The organism is Flavobacterium sp. 38, assembly GCF_057799715.1.
The window spans coordinates 1-18,976 of sequence record NZ_JBYNWZ010000013.1 but is presented as its reverse complement, the minus strand read 5'-3'; the positions used below and the strand labels follow the sequence as shown (position 1 = coordinate 18,976).

Sequence of the window (18,976 nt, the reverse complement as noted above, 5' to 3'; positions counted from 1 at the left end):
TTGATTTTTGATTGATTTTGTTATGCAAGATTAGCCCATAAAACAAAGTGCAGCGATCAAAAACATGCAAACGGCTCTGAGAACTTCTCAAATGCATTTCTCCATTCGATATTTATTTTATCTTTATCTCATGTATAAATCTTACTTTTTTATCATTTTATTGCTGCTAATGCTTACTTCATGTAACCATTATAAAGAGTATATTACAACAGATGTAACCTATACTGTTGATTCCGATCATGAGCAGATTGAATGGGGCAATCCGGACCGTTCCAGTTTTAAATTTCAAACCAAAATAGAGATACAGAAGCGAAAAAATCCATCTGAAGCTTTGGGACTTCAGGTTAATTCTTTTGGTGCTTTTGATGTGTATTGGGATGGTATTCTAATTGGAAATAATGGTCAAATGACTAAAGCGGGCCGTGCTGAGGTACCTGGAACAGAAATGACGTACTATCAAATACCCGAAAGATTAGCCAATCTAGGAAAACATACGGTTACCTTAGTTGGGACACAAACCGATCTTAGAGAAGCGCAAAGAGGGAATGATGTAAAACTAAAAAGCTATCTTCAGCTTCATCGTTCGCCGCTTATTGTAATATCTTTTATGAATCTTATGGCAGGCGCTTTCCTGATTGCAGCCATATATTATTTCTTTCTATATATCAATAGCAGTAGAAAAGAATTAGCCGTTTTGCTTTTTGGAATTATCTGTCTGCTTTTCTTCTTCTTGTTAATTATTGAATATATAAAATACTATTTGTATATTCCATACACTGAATATTATACTCGTTTGAAAATTATCGGCTGGCTGACTTTTGCCATTTCAATGCTCGTGCCGTGGTATTTTATGCTGCAGTTTGAGTTTAAAAGAAAGAAACTGGTTTTATTACTTCTCTTTTTGGCTCTTGTGGCGGTTTATATTGGCTTTTATGGGCATTATGATATTTCGGCAGCGTATTTTACGATTACAGCCCGTTTGTTTTCTCTTTTAATCGCTATCGATGCCGTAATTAGAAAAGTAAAAGGCGGACTTATTGTTGCCACAGGTTTATTGGCTGGCGTAGCGGTTAATTATTTTATGTTTTATGATTTCGGATTGTTTATTGCTTTTACCATTTTAGTGCTTTGCATGCTTTATCTGCATACCATACGCGCCAAAGCAATGGAAGAAGCTCATAATGCCTCATTGCTGTTTTCTTCAAGATTGCAGTTAGAACTTGTTAAGAAAAATATTCAGCCGCATTTTCTTCGCAATACGCTAACTTCATTAATCGACTGGATTGAAGAATCGCCAAAAGAAGGTGTAGTTTTTATTCGCGCTTTAGCCGAAGAATTTGATATTATGAATGATATTGCTGAAGATACGCTTATCCCAATTCGACAAGAAATTGATTTATGCCGACGACATCTAGAAGTAATGTCTTTTAGAAAAGAGATTTGTTATGAATGGCAGGAAGAAGGAATTGATGAAACTGAAATGATTCCGCCAGCCATTTTTCATACTATTATAGAAAACGGAATAACGCATAGTCTTCCTCCAGAACAAGGCTGTATTGTATTCTGTTTAAAATTCGTTAGAGAAAAACAATTTAAACAATATACTTTACTGACGTTTGCTCAAAACAGGAAAACCAAAAAGAATAAGCGAATCGGAACTGGTTTTAAATATATAGAAGCGAGATTAACAGAAAGCTACGGCACCAATTGGTCTTTCGATTCTCATGCTGTCGAAAAAGGATGGGAGACTGTTATTAAAATTTTTAGCTAAAATGAAAATACTCATAATTGAAGACGAAGCCCGTATTGCCAAGAGAATAGAGCGAATGACTCGCGATTTCTTTGACAAGGATGTACAGATTGTACTTGCTGATTCGCTAGAAAATGGTCTTTTAGCCATAGAAAAGCATTCTATCGATCTGCTGCTTTTGGATTTGAATCTCAACGGAGAAGACGGTTTCGAAATCTTACAGACTTTTGTGGCAGGTGCGTTTCAGACGATTATCATTTCGGCTTATACCGATAAAGCGATTACCGCCTTCAATTATGGCGTTCTAGATTTTGTACCAAAACCTTTCGATCAAAATAGATTGGCGCAAGCCTTTACGCGTTATACAACACAAGGAAAACAATCGGGAGGAGATGTTCGTTTTTTAGCCGTAAGAAAAGCAAAGACCTTCAGGCTCGTGCCAGTGAATGAAATTTTATACATAAAAGGAGCAGGAATTTATACCGAACTACATTTAGTAAATAACAAAATAGAATTACACGATAAATCGCTTGAAGCCTTAGAAAAACTGCTTCCAGAAACATTTGAAAGAATACATAAATCGTATATTCTCTGCTGGGAACAGGCAGACAAAATTGTCGTTGAAGCAGGAGGAAAGTATAGTATGCAACTCAAAAATGGAGATTTGCTGCCTATTGGACGTTCTAAGTATAAAGAAATTAAAAATAAACTGATTTAATACTCCTGAATCAATGTAAATAATGCTGTCCTATAGTATTCAAAACAATATTCATGACTTGTTTAGTAATTAAAAAAATAAGTGCCATGCTTATCACTCGAATAATTAAACTAGACTTTTTGAAATTGAAGACAGAAAAATATTGATAGTAGAAAATAATAAGATATACAAAGGTAAGTACCGTCAAGAAATTATTTACTACAAGAAGAAAATCTCGATTATCAGTAAAAATCATAATGACAGGCAAAATAAGGCTGATCGTTAATATTCCGCATTGCAGGTACAGATTGAGCACTAAATTCTCTGTGTAGTTTTGTTTGCTTTTTTTGAAGAGTAAAAAACTGCCAAGCGCTATAATCGGAATATGTAAAAACACAGTAAACTTTGAATAGTCTTTTAATATTTTAAAAAGACCAGAAAGCTCTGTTTGATCATATATAGATGAGGTATCGATTTTGGTCCATTTTTTTAGAAAATAACCTATGGTCAGTAAAAGAATGATGGTGGCAAAATAATTAAAATGCTTAGTTCTTTTTCCTTGAACATATTCCCTAATGCTGTTTCCAGGTCTAGTAAACAGCTCTTTTATGGTATAGAAAAAACCTTTGTCGAAGTGAAATATTCCGTGAATGAAATCGTGTTGAATAACGTGAGATAAAGAAAATCTATGTGTGGATGCTGATTGGCTGCAATTGCTGCAAAATTTACCTGCGATTTCTTCATTGCAATTTAAACAGTTACTTGTCATTGGTCAGTTTTAATTATTGGGTCAATTTATGTTAATTCTTTTGTTTTATCTCGTGAATACGGTTATTTAGTGGCATTTCATAAAACAGTTTCGCGAATGTACTTAATTTTTTGTATTTATCATTTAATAAATTTCCGCTTAAAGCGAAAAAATAAATGAATTGCAAAAAATAGAATTGACTAATAAAACACCAATATCCATTTAGTTTAAAACTAAAACAACTTCGATGCTTTTATTACAAAACATCGAAGTTGTAGGGTTTATTTTTCGGTTCAAATTGGTTTAAAAATTATATTATCCTATAGCGCATCCCAAGAGGCACTTGGGTAGTAGATAGAGCTTGTAACTGGAGCTTTCCAATACTCTTGGCTTCCGCCACGGAAAGTGTGAAGACTCACCGCATTCACATTTCGCTTAGCATCGTTGGTCACCCAGCGAATTTTCTGATTCAATATCTCCGTTCCATTTACATAATATTTCACATATCCGTCGGTATTCGATCCTGTGTTTAATTTTACAGAAATCTGGCAGTTGTAAGTTACACCTTCTTGGATGTAGTATTTTTTGCCAAAGTCATTTCCATATTGTCCAGGCTGATCTCTGTAATATACATACGGTTGAAGATAAGCTCCGCTTCCTTTTGCAGAGTTAGATCCATTTGGGCAATACCACATAAATCTGGCGCTTCCTCCGTTTCCATCCCATGCTGCATCGCCTCCGGTATTTTGGTCACCAATTAAGATTCCGTATCCGCATTTACCGCCGCGGCTCCAGTAGAATCCGTTGTTAAATTTCATTTGAAACCAAACTGTATATACGCCGGTAGACCAAACTCCATACGATGTGCACAAACCACCAGGACATGATAACGTATTGGTTTGCAGGGTGATCGTTCTTGCTCCAGCCGAACCTTTGGCCGTGGTACTTCCTTCCAATGCAGCATTGGCAGAAATGCTATCTTTGCTAGCAGCTTGCGGTATTTCTTTTTTAGCAGTTTGAGGCACTTCTAAATCTTGTTCCTTTTCGCAGGAATTAAACACTAATGCTATGGTAAATAGCAAACTAGTTAATTTTAAGATTCTTTTCATCTTTTAAATTTTAAGGTTAGTAACAATTAATAGTTAGTAAATAGTAGTAGTAAGTATTTGATACCGAAAGGTGTAAAGTTGATTATTATTAATTTATAAGAGGAGCAATTAAGTACGATTTTACGTATACAATAATCCCGAGAAATAAATAATTTGTACAAAATGACTTGTTTTTAAGCTAATGGTTTCATTTCTAGAAAAATGGAAGTTTTTTCTAGATTATATGAAAGAGCTTTTTTAGTGCAAATACCAATGAAATCAGGTATTGTTTTCCGCATCTGACATCAGTAAATTTGTCTCAACCAAAAAGTATCAATAATGAGAAACATTACTATTAAAAGTTCTTTATTAAAGAGATCAGCATTTTTAGAAGGTGCAACATCAAGTGTAGTTAAACAGATTTTCTATATAATCATGCTGCTTCCGTTTGCTGCAGTTAGTCAAAAAGCAATTGAGCCAGGCAGTAAGGATATAAATACTAAATATATCAAAACTGGAAAATCATTATACACCGTTTATTATGTAAAAGATACCAGTTGGGTAAAACAAGGATCATTAACGTATGATATTGCATTAGCCAATAATCAGCTAAGTTTAACCAATCTTTATACTCCAAAAGACAACAGTAGAACTACTTCCCACATTTCTGTGGCAGATGCTCAAACACTGAAAGCGATTAGTTACAACGGTGACCGAAAGGAAACAAAATTAAATCTGGATTTTGTCGGTACGATTACAGGAAATTATTATTCGAAGAAAACCAAAAAGGATAAAAAATTGACATTAAATGTAAAAGAACCTTATTTTGACTTCAACTGGAGCGACCATCTAATCGTAACATTGCCATTAGATGTTGGCTATAAGGGTCGTTTTCCACAATTCTACTATAGCGATGAGTCTAAAGTGTATGTAGAATATTATACGATTAAAGAAGTTAAAAGTTTTGTTTATTACTCTCCGAAAACAGGAAAGCACGATTCTTGGCTCGTAACCGTTTTAGAAGAAGCTTCAGGAGGTATTTATAATTACATCATAGACAAAAAAGACCATCGTCTCTGGCGTCGCGAAATGTCTATGGGAAAAAACATGTGGGAAGTTACAGTTAATGAAGAGTTGGATTATCAGCCTATCAAGAATCAATTTGATAAAGAACTTTCTATTCAGCAAATTTCAAAAGGAAATAGTGTGATTATAGGAACAGCCTACGCGCGAGCAGACTCGGGTAAAAGATTAGGCGGTTTGGTGAATACGGCTAAGAAACAATATGCGCCAAGAGGAACTGAGATTACGCTTTTTCCAAGTTCTGCTTATTATGAAGAATGGGTAGAAGTCAACAAGAAAATTCGCAAACAGAACAAAATGCCAGAAGTTCCTTTGAATAGTGATTTTGGCTATGGTGTAAAAAAAGCAAAAGTGTATGATGATCAAGGACATTTTGAATTTGCAGATCTGATGCCAGGAACCTATGTTGTGATGGCCAGCTTTGATTTTTCTAATTCTTATAATTATTCTTATGTTAGCGGTTACACCAATTATTATAACTATTACGGGTATGCAGGCTCAACGACCAATTATGGTTCGGCAAGGCAATACTATACTGATAAAGCCAGTATTGAGAAACGCGTAACGATTGATAAGGATGGAGAGAAGAAGGAAATCAACTTAAAAGAAATGTAAGATATCGATATCTAAAAGGCTTATTCTTTCCTTTATTGTAATGCAGATTCCAGTTTCGTATTATTTCTCTAAAAAACGAACAATACTTTCTGGAATCTGTTCAAATTCTTTAATCGTATAAGGCTTGATCAAACAAGCTTTAACACCAAGAAAGTCACATTTTTGCTGGTAAATCGGATTTAGACCGGTAGAGTAGACAAAACAAGGAATATCTTTAAGACTGTTTATTTCAGAAATCTGCTGAAGGGCTTCAATGCCATTCATGATAGGCATGTTTATATCTGTCAGAATAACATCGGGTGTTAAATTGGAAGGATTGTTCAAATAGCTAAGGAGTTCTTCGCCATTTGAGACTAATATGATTTGATTAAAATTAGGATTTCTTTCGAATACATCTAAGATTACCTCTGTATCATCCATGTCGTCTTCTGCAATGATGATGTTGAATTGAGCTTTTTTTGTCATAAAATAGGCGGAAAGTTAAGGTCAAAAGTTGTACCTTGGTTTGGTAGGCTTTCTACGGTTATAGATCCGGAATGGTTTTCCATTATTTTTTTGCAAATGGCAAGTCCAATCCCATTTCCGGAGTATTCATTTTTGGCATGTAGTCGCTGGAAAATGGTAAAGATTTTTGTCAGATGACTTTTTTCCATACCGATTCCGTTATCGCTGATCTTGATTTTTACTGACGGAATACTGTCTGCCGATTCAGCAGCAGCATTATCAGCTTCTATTTTTATTACAGGCGAAAGGTCTTTTCGGCTGTATTTTATCGCGTTTGAGATAAGATTTGAAAAAAGCTGTCTGATTTGTCCTTTAGAAGCATATAATTCAGGCAGTTTGCCAATTTCTATCACCGCTTTTTTATCATTTATTAATACTTCGTAATCGGCAATCACTTCAGCAATGACTTCACTAATATCCACTTTTGCAAATTCTTCCTTCATGGTGTGAGAAGAATAACTAACCAGATCATCTACAAGCGAATTTAATCTCGACGCAGAACTCTTCATTGTGGTAACAGCTTTTGCATCGGTTTCCTGCAGATAATTTCCGTTAATTCGGTCACTGTACATTAAAATTTTTCGCAGCGGTTCTTTAAGATCGTGTGAGATTACATGAATAAATTCTTCCAGATTCTTGTTGATAATATTGAGTTCGTGCACTTTATTTTGCAGAATCTTCTGGTGATTGATCAATGCGTTTTCATGTTTTTTCTTTTCCGTAAGATCAATTACAATGATTCCAATTCCATGAGAAGGCCCTAAATCTGTTAAAATAATCTGCGCTGGAAATGTACCTGATGAAGATTTAAGTAACGTCTCATGCGTATTTACGCCGTAATTTAATGCATTTAATAATCTATTAAAATGGTCGGGCTGGTCTAAAAAATCTGAAAAATATTTTCCTGTAATTTTTTCATAAGACGACTCGGCAAGTAAGGCAAAATGCTCATTGCAAAACAATATAAGCCCATCTCGCGCTATACTAAGCGCACCTTGGCTGAATTTCTCGATAAGAAGCCTAAAGGTATAATCGGCAGTTTGCAGTGAATAGAGTTCGCTAGCACCATCGTTATTTAAAACCAAGGCATCAATATCTCCATTGCGTATAGCACTAATAATGGCATTAGATTCCTGCAGCTCCTCTCGAAGCGCTGCAATCTCTGCAGATAAAGATTCTATATTTCTTTTTTTATCTTCCATTAAGTTAATTAGGGTTTAATATATTTAATACCTTTTCACTATCAGATAAATCCCCGATTATTATTCTTTTTGGAAGCGGTTCGTGTTTAATCAGCGTTGGAATAGCCACGATCTGATGCAGAACGGCCTGTTCTTTTTCGCGATTTATATCTATTATTTCCAGATCGTAATTACCTTTTAAATGTTCGTCACAGATTCTTCGCAAATTCTCTATTGCATGTCCTGAATTAACAGACATACCAGAGACAAAAAGAGTTAATTTATGTCTCGACGTATTTGTATCATCAGGCTCATTTTTCATTTTTTAAACTGTTAAAGGCTTAATATTCAGCCCTACAAGAACTCTTTCTTTATTAGAAAGATCTCCAATAATTTTACGTATAGGCTCTGGAAATTTACGGACAAGAGTAGGCACAGCTAATATCTGATCTCCTTCTGCCAACTGTGGATTTTTGAGAAGATCAATGATTTCGATACTGTATTTGCCTGCTAAATGTTCTTCAGCATATTTTTTTATGTTTTCCAATGCCTTGATAGACTTCGGTGTTTGGCCTGCTATATAGAGCAGTAACTGCCATTCTGCAACTTCATTTTCCATTTATTCTTTCTTTTTTGCAGAGATATTTTTATTTAGCTCTTCTGTGGCTTTAAGAATGCTTAATTCTTCTTCTGCTGATTCAAATTCATTTTTAAGAGCTTCTATATTGGCTTCAAGAACTTTGCGTTTGCGCTCAATCTCTCTGTCTTTTCTGCTGATTTCGTTCTGCAGTTTTATATCAGATAAGGTTTGCTTAAACTTATATGATTTTCTCGCTGCGCCGGTAAGTATTCCCTGCGGGCCCATTTCTACATCAAGCAATTCGATGCCATTATCGGTAATAACAAATTCGCGAACTTGGTTGGAATGTCCCATGCCGCGTGCTTTTATAATAAAAATTCCCCTGTTGCGTTCTCCAATTCCTTCCATATCGCGCACTGTTATCCACGTATCTACAAGAGAAGAAACCGATTCTTCTGCAAGATCGGGACGCATATTGTCTGTCTGCTTATTTAACGAAGTAAACAGCGCCGTAATATTGTTTACTTTAAGCATATCAATGAGCCTTACTAGCATAGAGCGTACTTCATGATCGCTTCCCACAGAAATTAAATTACTAATGGGGTCAATAACTATTGTAGTAGGTTTGAACTCTTTGATTAATTTTCTGAGTGTCAGCAAATGCAGTTCTAGTCCGTTTAGTGAAGGTCTGGAAGAATGTATCTGAAGCGTGCCGTTGTCTATATACTGCTGTAGGTCAACGCCTATAGATTTCATATTTCGAACCAATTGCTGAGGTGATTCTTCAAAAGCAAAATAAATCGTCTTTTCGTTGTTTTTGCACTGTTCTGTAGCAAAATAACAGGCGATAGTTGTTTTTGCTGTTCCCGCAGTTCCTGAGACCAAAATATTGCTGCCGCGATAAAACCCGCCCTGATAAAACATTTCATTAAGACCGGTGAATCCCGTCGAGACAATTTCGGAAGAAACTTCATTGTCTAATTTTAAAGAGGTAATAGGCAGAACAGAAATTCCGTCCTCATCAATTAGAAACGGATACTCGTTGGTGCCGTGCGTTGATCCTCTGTATTTAACGATGCGAAGTCTTCTGGTAGAAATCTGTTCGATAACGCGATGGTCTAAAACAATTACGCAGTCTGAAACGTATTCTTCCAGCCCTTGTCGTGTTAAAGTCGCTTCTCCGCGTTCTCCAGTAATTATAGCTGTAACGCCTTTTTGTTTAAGCCAATGAAACAGCCTTCGCAATTCTGCTCTTAATACAGCCTGATTATCCAGTCCTGAAAATAAAGTTTCGATGGTGTCTAAAACTACACGCGTTGCTTTTATGGAGTCAATGGCATGCCCGAGACGTATAAAAAGTCCGTCAAGATCATATTCTCCCGCTTCTTCGATTTCAGATCTTTCGACTCTTACATGATCTACTACCAGCATTTTATCTGCTTTCAGTTTTTCAAGATCAAAGCCGAGGGATTTTACATTTAAAGTAAGGTCATCTGAAGGTTCTTCAAACGACATGAAAACACCAGGTTCGTTATATTCGGTTATTCCTTTTATTAGAAATTGCATAGAAAGGAGTGTTTTTCCGCAGCCTGCGCCGCCGCAAATTAAAGTTGGACGTCCTTTTGGGAATCCGCCATCAGTAATTTCGTCTAAACCGTCCACTCCAGTTGGAGTTTTAGGAAAAATAAAAGTATGTGGTATAGTCTGTTTCTGCACGATATTCAAAATTCTATTCTATCAAATATACATTTTTCCCGTGAGATATCTTATTAATTTTCGTAACATTTAACAGATGTTTGTAGCACTTAATTCATTCTTGCTGTTCGATAAATAGTTGAAGATTTTAAAAATTCAGTTCAAGATTTAAAGATCAAAAATGGTTTCAAATTATAATCTGCAACCAAATTTACCATTTAAATAAGGTTAGCATTTTTCTAAAAAACTAATTTTAATAGTATAAAAACGTAAGATTATGAAAAAACTATTTTTTATTATAAGTGCAGCACTTTTAACATTAACAGCCTGTAAAAAAGAAACTTCAAAAGACAGTACAAACACTGCAAATGCTTCAATTTCTACAGATTCGATAACAGCTATTGCAAAGCAGGCGTGGATATATGGTTATCCGATGTTTTATAACTATAAAGCCATATATGCGAATGCAATTGATAAAGAATCAAAAACCTATAGCGGTTTTAATAAATTCAAAAGTTCGACAGCGAGTGCCACTCCAAAAGATACTTTGGTTGTTACAATAAATAATGATACTCCGTATTCAATGGCGGCTCTTAATGTTTCAGATGAGCCGTTAGTGCTTCAGATTCCTAAAATTGAAGGAAATCGCTATTTTGTAATGCAGTTCGTTGATCTTTATACTTTCAATTATGAGTATTTGGGCTCGCGTGTATCTGGAAATAATGGCGGGAAATACCTTATTGCCGGACCTGACTGGAAAGGAGAAACACCTGCAGGAATTGATAAAGTACTACGCTCAGAAACAAATTTAATATTTCTGATTGGGCGTACAGAACTGGATAGCCCAAGTGATATTCCAAATCTTAAAAAAATTCAGGATCAGTACAAATTAACTTCATTGCATGAGTTTACAAAACAAGCGGCTCCAGCTGCTAAAAAGTATAATATGCCTCTTCCGGTTTGGAAAGAATCGGATTACAGTTCTCCTGAATTTATCAATGTATTAAATGCTTTATTGCAGTATACTAAAGAAGATGATAGCGAAAAAGAACTCAGAGCACAGTTTTCTAAAATAGGAATTGTTCCAGGAGTGCCTTTTGACAGTTCAAAATTAGATGCCGAAACGATCAAAGCAATTGAGAAAGGAATTGCAGAAGGAAAACAAGAACTTGAGTCGGTTATAAGTAAAACTACCGATGCAGGAGATTTATTTGGCACAAGAGCCTCTCTTAAAAATAATTATGTAAACCGCGCTGCCGCAGCCGCAATGGGACTTTACGGAAACACTAAAGAAGAGGCGGTATATGTAGGAACTGCGGTAGATAAAGATAAAAATGCACTAAACGGAAACAATAATTATGTGCTTCGATTTTCAAAAAACCAAGTTCCAAAAGCAAAATATTTTTGGAGTATAACACTATACAATTTGCCGAAACGCTTTTTGGTTCCTAATCCGATTAATCGTTATTCGATAGGGCAGAAAACAAAAGGTTTGAAATACGAACCTAACGGAGATTTAGTTCTTTATTTATACTCGGCATCGCCAGGAAAAGACAAGGAAAGCAATTGGCTTCCGACTCCTAAAAATCAAGATTTTAATTTTGTGATGAGAATTTATGGACCTGAACAAGATGCAATAAATGGCACATGGAAATTGCCTTTGCCAGAGAAAGTGAAATAAGCATAATCGCTGTAATTAAAAGAAAAAAACTTTGAAATAAATAGTAAAAAATGCTGTCTCTACTTGAGGCAGCTTTTTTTGACTTTCATTTTCGCTATAAATTAGGTAAAATTAATGTTTAATTTCCCTAATTTTTCTCGGCTGAGACTCGTTTGAGGGCGTTTAAAACCTCTTTATTGTTAATTCACGGTTATTAATTGTTAAAATGCGGAAAAAGTTGTGGATTTTTAAACTATTCTAGTTAAATTTGTTGAAGACACTTTATTGATAAGTAAAAAATCTCTCTAATGTGTCAAAGATTTTAATAATATCATAAGCCCCAAGATTATGAAAAAAATTACTTTACTGGTATGCTTGTTGCTTACAGCAGCTAGCGTAAATGCTCAACAAGAAAAAGGAATCATCGGTTATAGCAACTGGCTAGACAACTGGACTGAATTTAAACCTCAAAAGTCCGATTCTAAAGATGCCAATCAAATTTTAGCTGGAAATATTACAGAGAATACAAAACTGCTGAAAAGGAATGTATACATTCTTCAAGGAAATGTTTATGTAACAAATAACGCTGTTCTTACTATCGAACCTGGAACTGTAATCATTGGAGATGCTAGTACAAAAGGTACATTGGTTATCACCAAAGGAGCACAGATCATGGCGCAAGGACAAGAAACAGACCCTATTGTATTTACCTCAAACAGCAGTATGAGAAAAGCAGGGGACTGGGGAGGTCTGGTAATCTTAGGAGATGCACCGATTAATAAATTTGGAAGTGCAGGATCTTACAATATGGATCTTGAGCCTTCTCTTACTGTATACGGCGGAAACAATCAGGCTAGTAGCTCTGGTATTTTAAAATATGTGCGAATTGAATTTGCTGGTAAAAAAGTAAAAGGCGCAGATACTTTTAATGCGTTAACTATTGCTGGAGTAGGAAACAAAACCGTTATAGAAAATATTATGGTAAGCTATTCAGGAGGTGACTCTTTTGCCTTTTACGGCGGAGATGTAAATGCTTCTCAATTGGTTTCATACAAGTCAATTAATGACGATTTTAAATTTACACAAGGTGCTCAGTGCCGTTTATTTAATTCTCTTGCAGTAAGATCTTCTTATCTTTCAAGTAATAAAGATGGTTCTAGATGTTTGGAGGTTAAAGCTTTCGAAAAGAAAAACGAAACGGACTTTACTAAAAAAGCTACTTTTGTTTCTGCTTCAAATATTACAATGCTTAACGATAGCGAAAACATTAAAGCGGACATTCAGTCTGGTTTAGTAAAAGAAGCGGTTTATGTGGCTGAAAATGCTTCTCTTGAATTAAAAAGAAGTGTTGTTTCAGGATTTAACCCTGCGGTTTTATTAGACAGCAAAACTGAAATCAACGGTGACAATTTGAAGAAAATTAAATTTGAAGAAATGTTCTTTAACCAGTGCAGCGGTAACATCTTTAAAGAAGGTATGACTGATAATGCAGATTTAGAGAACTGGTATGGTAACAGTATTTTCTCAAATGTGTATTCACACGCAGATAATAAAGAAACATTTGTTGATGCTTACAACCCAAAAAGACCAGATTTCAGATTACAGTTAGGAAAAATTACTGCATCTAGCGGCAAATAAAAATATAAAAGATACACTCTTTATAAAACCACTCTTGAATTAGAGTGGTTTTTTTATTTTTGAAATAAAATTAATTATATGAATACTATATTTTCTGAAAACAGCCAAATAGGTGTAGTGTCTACTTTTTCAGAACTTGTGCAGACGAGTTTCAAAGGAGAAATGAATGCTCTGTGCTGGTATAGAAATTTGGATGGAGATTTTAATGAAATTGTAGCCAAGTTATCTTTAAAAGAAAATATAACAGAAGTTAATGCAGAAGATTTAAACAGGCTCCAGCTTTCAGAGAAGGGAAATATAGCAAGAGAAATAATTTTAAACGATTTGCAATTATTAGCAGATTTTGGAGCTTCTCCTTCTCTTAATTTGCTAAAATGTTACGAGCGCGATGACGAATTTGATTTCATCTCTACTGATGTGTATTCGTTTCATGTCGATCGTTCTCCCATAGCAACCGATACTTTTTTATGCACTTATCACGGAGTTGCAAGTGATATTGTTTCTAATGCGCAAGCAGAACAGAAAATCTTAATTCCAGAAATCAGAGAAAAGCTAAAAGAACTGCATGATGGACCAGAGGAAGAGTTTGAAGATTTTTTGAAGGAGAATTATTTTGATTTGCATTATCAGTTACATGAGAATGCTGAACCAATTAATTTAGGTAAAATGCATCTTTGGCGTCTGGCTGTAGATCATCCGAAACAAAAAGTACAACCATGTATTCATAGAGCGCCAATAGAAAATGAAGGCGAATATAGGCTGTTGCTGATTTGTTAGAAATGGAGCTAATGGATAAGCTGTAACCTCTTTTCGTTTGTTAGATTCAAAACAAAAAAAGGCTGTAAAGCAAAATGTTGCGATGCAGAATTAATAGCTTAAGAATATCCAACCCGCTCTTCGGTCGCCACTTTCAGTAGAAATAATGTAATAATAAGTGCCACTCGGAAGTTTATTGCCTCCGTCCCATTGGCCATGCCATTGATTTACATATTCCCCTTTAAACTGATATAATTCTCGTCCCCATCGATTAAAGATATTGACATTGTTTACATCAAAATTGGTGAGATCAAAATTGTCGTTTATTCCATCATCATTTGGAGAAATGGCGTTTTGGATGCCACACAGTGTATTTGTTATTTCAAATGTTTCTTCAACTTGACAAGATCCGCTGCTAACGATAACTTTGAATGGTAAAGAAAGTATCGATTTATCATTAATTTGTAGTGCATAATCTGTGAAATTTAGAGTAGAGCTATTGCTGCCTATTAAATCTCCTTTATCGTTCATCCAAGAGTAGGTATAATCGGAAGAAGAAATAGAAGGATCCGTTACTATTTCTATTACATAATTATTGTCTACGCAATCTTGCGCTATAGTATATTTCAATGAAGTAACCGTCACATTCAGGGTTGCCGAAGTTGCGCATTGGCCAGCATCAGGCGTAAAAGTATAAGTCCCGTTTTGGGTGTTGTCAATTACAGCGGGGTTCCAAGTTCCGCTAATTCCGCTGGGAGAAGCGGAAGCTAAAAATGGAGCAGCTGCACCACTGCATAAAGATAAAGCGGTGTCAAAATCTGGTGTTACATTCGGATTGACCGTCACGGTCAGTGTTGCGGAAGTGGCGCATTGTCCTGCATCAGGCGTAAAAGTATAGGTTCCGTTTTGGGTATTGTCAATCGCAGCGGGATTCCATGTTCCGCTAATTCCGTTGGGAGAAGCAGAAGCTAAAACTGGTGCCGCCGCGCCATTGCATATAGATAATGCAGTGTCAAAATCAGGCGTTACATTCGGATTGACCGTCACGGTCAGAGTGGCGGAAGTGGCGCACTGCCCTGCATCAGGCGTAAAAGTATAGGTTCCGTTTTGGGTGTTGCCAATCGCAGCGGGATTCCACGTTCCTGTAATTCCGTTGGGAGAAGCGGAAGCTAAAACTGGTGCCGTGACGCCACTGCATAAAGATAAAGCAGTATCAAAATCAGGCGTTACATTCGGATTGACCGTCACATTCAGGGTTGCCGAAGTGGCGCATTGTCCGGCATCTGGCGTAAAAGTGTAGGTTCCGTTTTGGGTATTGTCAATCGCAGCTGGATTCCATGTTCCGCTAATTCCGTTGGGAGAAGCGGATGCTAAAACTGGAGCCGTTTCGCCATTGCATAAGCTGAGAGTGGCATCAAAATCTGGCGTGAGATTCGGATTGACCGTCACATTCAGAGTGGCGGAAGCGGCGCACTGGCCAGCATCAGGCGTAAAAGTATAAGTTCCGTTTTGGGTATTGTCAATCACAGCTGGATTCCATGTTCCGCTAATTCCGTTGGGAGAAGTAGAAGCTAAAACTGGAGCCGCCGAGCCACTGCATAAAGATAAAGCAGTGTCAAAATCAGGCGTTACATTCGGATTGACCGTCACGGTCAGTGTTGCGGAAGCGGCGCATTGTTCTGCATCAGGCGTAAAAGTGTAAGTCCCGTTTTGGGTATTGTCAATCGCAGCTGGATTCCAAGTTCCTGTGATTCCATTGGGAGAAGCGGAAGCTAAAACTGGAGCCGCTGCGCCACTGCATAAAGATAAAGCGGTGTCAAAATCAGGCGTTACATTCGGATTGACTGTCACAGTCAGAGTGGCGGAAGTGGCGCATTGGCCTGCATCTGGCGTAAAAGTATAGGTTCCGTTTTGGGTGTTGTCAATCGCAGCGGGATTCCAAGTTCCTGTAATTCCGTTGGGAGAATCGGAAGCTAAAACTGGAGCCGTTTCGCCATTGCATAAGCTGAGAGTGGCATCAAAATCAGGCGTGAGATTCGGATTAACCGTCACGGTCAGAGTCGCGGAAGCGGCGCATTGGCCTGCATCAGGCATAAAAGTATAGGTTCCGTTTTGGGTGTTGTCAATCACAACGGGATTCCACGTTCCTGTAATTCCGTTGGGAGAAGCAGAAGCTAAAACTGGAGCAGTTGCGCCATTGCATAAACTGAGAGTCGCATCAAAATTAGGGATTGTATTTGGTGTTACACTCAAATTTATAACGTCAGTAATTTTTTCTCCACAAATACTTGTTGCTTCTAAAGTTAGTATAATAACACTTCCGCCAGATGCAAGCGGAATGGTATAATTGCTAGCCGTTGTATTTGCTGATGAAAAACTTCCAACAGGAGACGACCAAGCAACAGATTGCTGTCCTTGCGCAGTACCGCTTAAAGAAATTACGGCACCAGCACAAGCGGTCAAAGTCGGGGGTCCTGCATCTACCGTAAAAGGAGGTACAGGAGCTTTACAGCCATTATTTACGTAAGTTGCTATTCCAGAGGGAGTAAAATTAACTGTTGCGCCATCTTCAGCTCCTGGAGTTCCATTTTGCATTATTAAAAGAGATTTGTCGTAAATGACTGAATCTGAACAGCCACCGCCAAAATCCATGGAAAAGGTTCGGTTATTTGGAGGAGCAGTTGAATAATTAGCAAAATGCCCGATACTCACTAAAGGATTATTTTGAAAGATCATATAGATATCTTCAGACAGTGGGCCAAAGGGATTTGCCGACGGACTCATATTAAAGCTGGTCACCAGAATAACCGTTGCATTAGGAGGCAGCACTCCTCCTGATGGTTCTAGTATTTCTCCACAACCACCTGCAGCTGCAATATCGGCGTTTAACTGACTAACTATCAATCCCGTTGTGGCATCTTGAATAATGCCTCTCCATGAATTGTTTGGCCACACTGCCGATAAAGTGCTTGTATTTAAAGGAGCAGTTCCTACTTTAAAACGGACCATTTCATTAAAGCCTTCTTGAGTATTATTACAGGCATCAACTAATATACTTTCAATTTCAAAACATTGTGAAAATGTATTTGTAGTAAATAAAAGTAGCGACACTAAATATATTTTTCGGATAAGTAAAATTTTGAAATTCATACGATAAGAATTAATTATGATGAAATATTTTACAGAAGAATATTTAAAGTTAGCTCTTTTTTTTATATAAAAGCTGTTTTGTTTGGTTTTAGTTTGTTGGTAATCAGTGTTTTGTGTAGTGTTGAGTCGAATTGCTTTTAATTGAAATAGAGTTAAAATTGATTTTTAGTATTTATAAAATTCCTTAGTTGCAAGCTGTCATCTGGAGATTCACATGGATAATTTACTTCATACATTTTTTAGTTCTATTTTCCCATAAATGAAATTATCTTAAGATTTATAATCGACAAATATTTACCATAAAGTAGCAATAGCAAAGGGCTAGCTCCATTTTAATGCAAAAAAAATTGTATTAATAATAACAAGAACCTTAAAGTTTTTGATCTATTTAGGGCACGTTTTTCAAAGTCTAGTATAATTTAAAATATGAAATTATATATAGAAAAAATCAAACTCTTCTTTAGTAGTTAAACATTTAATTTCATTTTATTTTGTCTTGATTTTTAGTGTTTTATACTGGAAATCTCTTCAATATATTCGATAAATAAATTAAAAACAATTTAAAAAAGAAAGAAAATTCTTTCGTAATATTTAAGAGATATAACGTTAGGAAGTGAAATTGAAGCAATTAGTCAAAAATCGATTTTTATTAGTTAAAGCTTTGATATAACTGAAGTTATTGAGTTTTTACGAAGCTTCAGAAGCTAAGAAATGTCCTAATCTGATAGAATTTGAATCTAATTTCACGCCGTTTAGAAGGTACTTTGCAAAGTAATTTAATTAACAATTATTATCATGCAAATCAAGAGAATATTTTTCGGGCTGGTCTGTTCACTGTCTTTTTCGGCAGTAGGATATGCACAGTTGGGAGTTGGGACATCAGATCCAGACTCTTCAGCTCAATTGGATATTGCGGCAACCAACAAGGGGATGTTAATACCCCGTATTAAATTAACCCAAACTTCAGTTCTGGCACCTGTAGTAGGGAATGCAGCAGTCAGTTTGATGGTTTATAATACAGAAACCATTAACGATGTAATTCCAGGATTCTATTATTGGAACGGAAGAAAGTGGTTGCGTATTACAGATGGAGAAGACTTTAATGGGGCTAATGAAACAGTGACCCAATTAGTAAACAATTCAAACGGTACATATACGTACACCAATGAAAGCGGAACATCTGTGACTATAGATGTTGCAGGTGATGTGAAAAAGTTTACAACGTTAACTTCATTGCAATACGATCCCGTAAGCCAGATTTTGACTTATAAGGATGAGAATGAAACTTTAAACGAAATCACTTTAGCTGGTTTAGTTGGTGCTAAAGGTGACAAAGGAGATAAAGGAGACGATGGAGCACAGGGAATCCAAGGACCAAAAGGAGATGATGGAGCAGCTGGAGCACAAGGTCCAAAAGGAGACGATGGAGCAACAGGAGCACAAGGTCCAAAAGGAGATGATGGAGCACAGGGAATCCAAGGTCCGAAAGGATATGATGGAGCTGTTGGAGCACAAGGTCCAAAAGGAGACGATGGAGCACAGGGAATCCAAGGTCCGAAAGGAGATGATGGAGCTGTTGGAGCACAAGGTCCGAAAGGAGATGATGGAGCACAGGGAATCCAAGGTCCGAAAGGAGACGATGGAGCAACAGGAGCACAAGGTCCAAAAGGAGATGATGGAGCAACAGGAGCACAAGGTCCAAAAGGAGATGATGGAGCACAGGGAATCCAAGGACCAAAAGGAGATGATGGAGCAGCTGGAGCACAAGGTCCAAAAGGAGACGATGGAGCAACAGGAGCACAAGGTCCAAAAGGAGATGATGGAGCACAGG

At 36.7% G+C, this 18,976-nt stretch carries 15 protein-coding genes; 7 read left to right on the top strand and 8 right to left on the bottom strand.

Annotation, left to right across the window (positions count from 1 at the left end):
- The first annotated feature begins 130 nt into the window (after nucleotides 1-130).
- Nucleotides 131-1,771 carry a histidine kinase gene (locus tag AC3E9W_RS20990; protein WP_488769887.1) on the top strand — a complete coding sequence of 547 codons (1,641 nt, stop codon included), beginning with the start codon at nucleotides 131-133 and terminating at the stop codon, nucleotides 1,769-1,771.
- Between the two features lies 1 nt (nucleotide 1,772).
- Nucleotides 1,773-2,468, top strand: coding sequence for a LytR/AlgR family response regulator transcription factor (locus AC3E9W_RS20985; RefSeq protein WP_488769886.1), 696 nt, complete (start codon nucleotides 1,773-1,775; stop codon nucleotides 2,466-2,468).
- A gap of 10 nt (nucleotides 2,469-2,478) precedes the next feature.
- On the opposite strand, the gene AC3E9W_RS20980 is transcribed toward AC3E9W_RS20985, so the two are convergent.
- Both AC3E9W_RS20980 and AC3E9W_RS20975 read right to left on the bottom strand, forming a co-directional pair.
- On the bottom strand, nucleotides 2,479-3,216 hold the full coding sequence (locus AC3E9W_RS20980; protein WP_488769885.1) for a DUF3667 domain-containing protein: 738 nt from the start codon (nucleotides 3,214-3,216) through the stop codon (nucleotides 2,479-2,481).
- Nucleotides 3,217-3,515: 299 nt separating this feature from the next.
- On the bottom strand, nucleotides 3,516-4,304 hold the full coding sequence (locus AC3E9W_RS20975) for a polysaccharide lyase (RefSeq protein ID WP_306160994.1): 789 nt from the start codon (nucleotides 4,302-4,304) through the stop codon (nucleotides 3,516-3,518).
- Nucleotides 4,305-4,622: 318 nt separating this feature from the next.
- On the opposite strand from AC3E9W_RS20975, the gene AC3E9W_RS20970 reads away from it, so the two are divergent.
- On the top strand, nucleotides 4,623-5,981 hold the full coding sequence (locus AC3E9W_RS20970) for a DUF3108 domain-containing protein (RefSeq protein WP_488769884.1): 1,359 nt from the start codon (nucleotides 4,623-4,625) through the stop codon (nucleotides 5,979-5,981).
- A gap of 60 nt (nucleotides 5,982-6,041) precedes the next feature.
- Here the strand turns inward: AC3E9W_RS20970 and AC3E9W_RS20965 are convergent, their stop codons facing one another.
- Genes AC3E9W_RS20965 through kaiC form a run of 5 tightly spaced genes read right to left on the bottom strand, consistent with a single transcriptional unit; the run spans nucleotide 6,042 to nucleotide 9,962 of the window.
- The gene (locus AC3E9W_RS20965; protein ID WP_488769883.1) at nucleotides 6,042-6,446 is read right to left on the bottom strand and encodes a response regulator; all 405 of its coding nucleotides are present in this window, start codon (nucleotides 6,444-6,446) and stop codon (nucleotides 6,042-6,044) included.
- Entirely contained in the window at nucleotides 6,443-7,687 is a 1,245-nt protein-coding gene (locus AC3E9W_RS20960; protein ID WP_488769882.1) for a sensor histidine kinase, read from the bottom strand. The genes AC3E9W_RS20965 and AC3E9W_RS20960 overlap by 4 nt, the downstream gene beginning before the upstream one ends.
- A 4-nt stretch (nucleotides 7,688-7,691) precedes the next feature.
- Entirely contained in the window at nucleotides 7,692-7,988 is a 297-nt protein-coding gene (locus tag AC3E9W_RS20955) for a circadian clock KaiB family protein (RefSeq protein WP_488769881.1), read from the bottom strand.
- A gap of 3 nt (nucleotides 7,989-7,991) precedes the next feature.
- Nucleotides 7,992-8,285, bottom strand: a complete 294-nt coding sequence (locus AC3E9W_RS20950) for a circadian clock KaiB family protein (RefSeq protein WP_306161006.1) — start codon at nucleotides 8,283-8,285, stop codon at nucleotides 7,992-7,994.
- Complete coding sequence (kaiC, locus tag AC3E9W_RS20945) at nucleotides 8,286-9,962, bottom strand: circadian clock protein KaiC (RefSeq protein WP_306161008.1); 1,677 nt, start codon at nucleotides 9,960-9,962, stop codon at nucleotides 8,286-8,288.
- A 256-nt stretch (nucleotides 9,963-10,218) separates the two neighbouring features.
- Between kaiC and AC3E9W_RS20940 the strand changes: the two genes are divergently transcribed.
- The 3 genes from AC3E9W_RS20940 (at nucleotide 10,219) to AC3E9W_RS20930 (ending at nucleotide 14,016) form a co-directional block, all read left to right on the top strand.
- On the top strand, nucleotides 10,219-11,622 hold the full coding sequence (locus AC3E9W_RS20940) for a DUF1254 domain-containing protein (protein WP_488769880.1): 1,404 nt from the start codon (nucleotides 10,219-10,221) through the stop codon (nucleotides 11,620-11,622).
- A 327-nt stretch (nucleotides 11,623-11,949) separates the two neighbouring features.
- Nucleotides 11,950-13,239 (top strand): hypothetical protein, encoded by a 1,290-nt coding sequence (locus AC3E9W_RS20935; protein ID WP_488769879.1) that lies wholly within the window; start codon nucleotides 11,950-11,952, stop codon nucleotides 13,237-13,239.
- 78 nt (nucleotides 13,240-13,317) lie between these two features.
- Nucleotides 13,318-14,016 carry a DUF1826 domain-containing protein gene (locus AC3E9W_RS20930; RefSeq protein ID WP_488769878.1) on the top strand — a complete coding sequence of 233 codons (699 nt, stop codon included), beginning with the start codon at nucleotides 13,318-13,320 and terminating at the stop codon, nucleotides 14,014-14,016.
- Nucleotides 14,017-14,106: 90 nt separating this feature from the next.
- Here the strand turns inward: AC3E9W_RS20930 and AC3E9W_RS20925 are convergent, their stop codons facing one another.
- Nucleotides 14,107-17,106 carry a T9SS type B sorting domain-containing protein gene (locus tag AC3E9W_RS20925; protein WP_488769877.1) on the bottom strand — a complete coding sequence of 1,000 codons (3,000 nt, stop codon included), beginning with the start codon at nucleotides 17,104-17,106 and terminating at the stop codon, nucleotides 14,107-14,109.
- Between the two features lie 834 nt (nucleotides 17,107-17,940).
- Between AC3E9W_RS20925 and AC3E9W_RS20920 the strand changes: the two genes are divergently transcribed.
- Nucleotides 17,941-18,976, top strand: a 1,036-nt coding sequence (locus AC3E9W_RS20920; protein WP_488769876.1) for a collagen-like domain-containing protein, incomplete at its 3' end; no start/stop codon positions are given.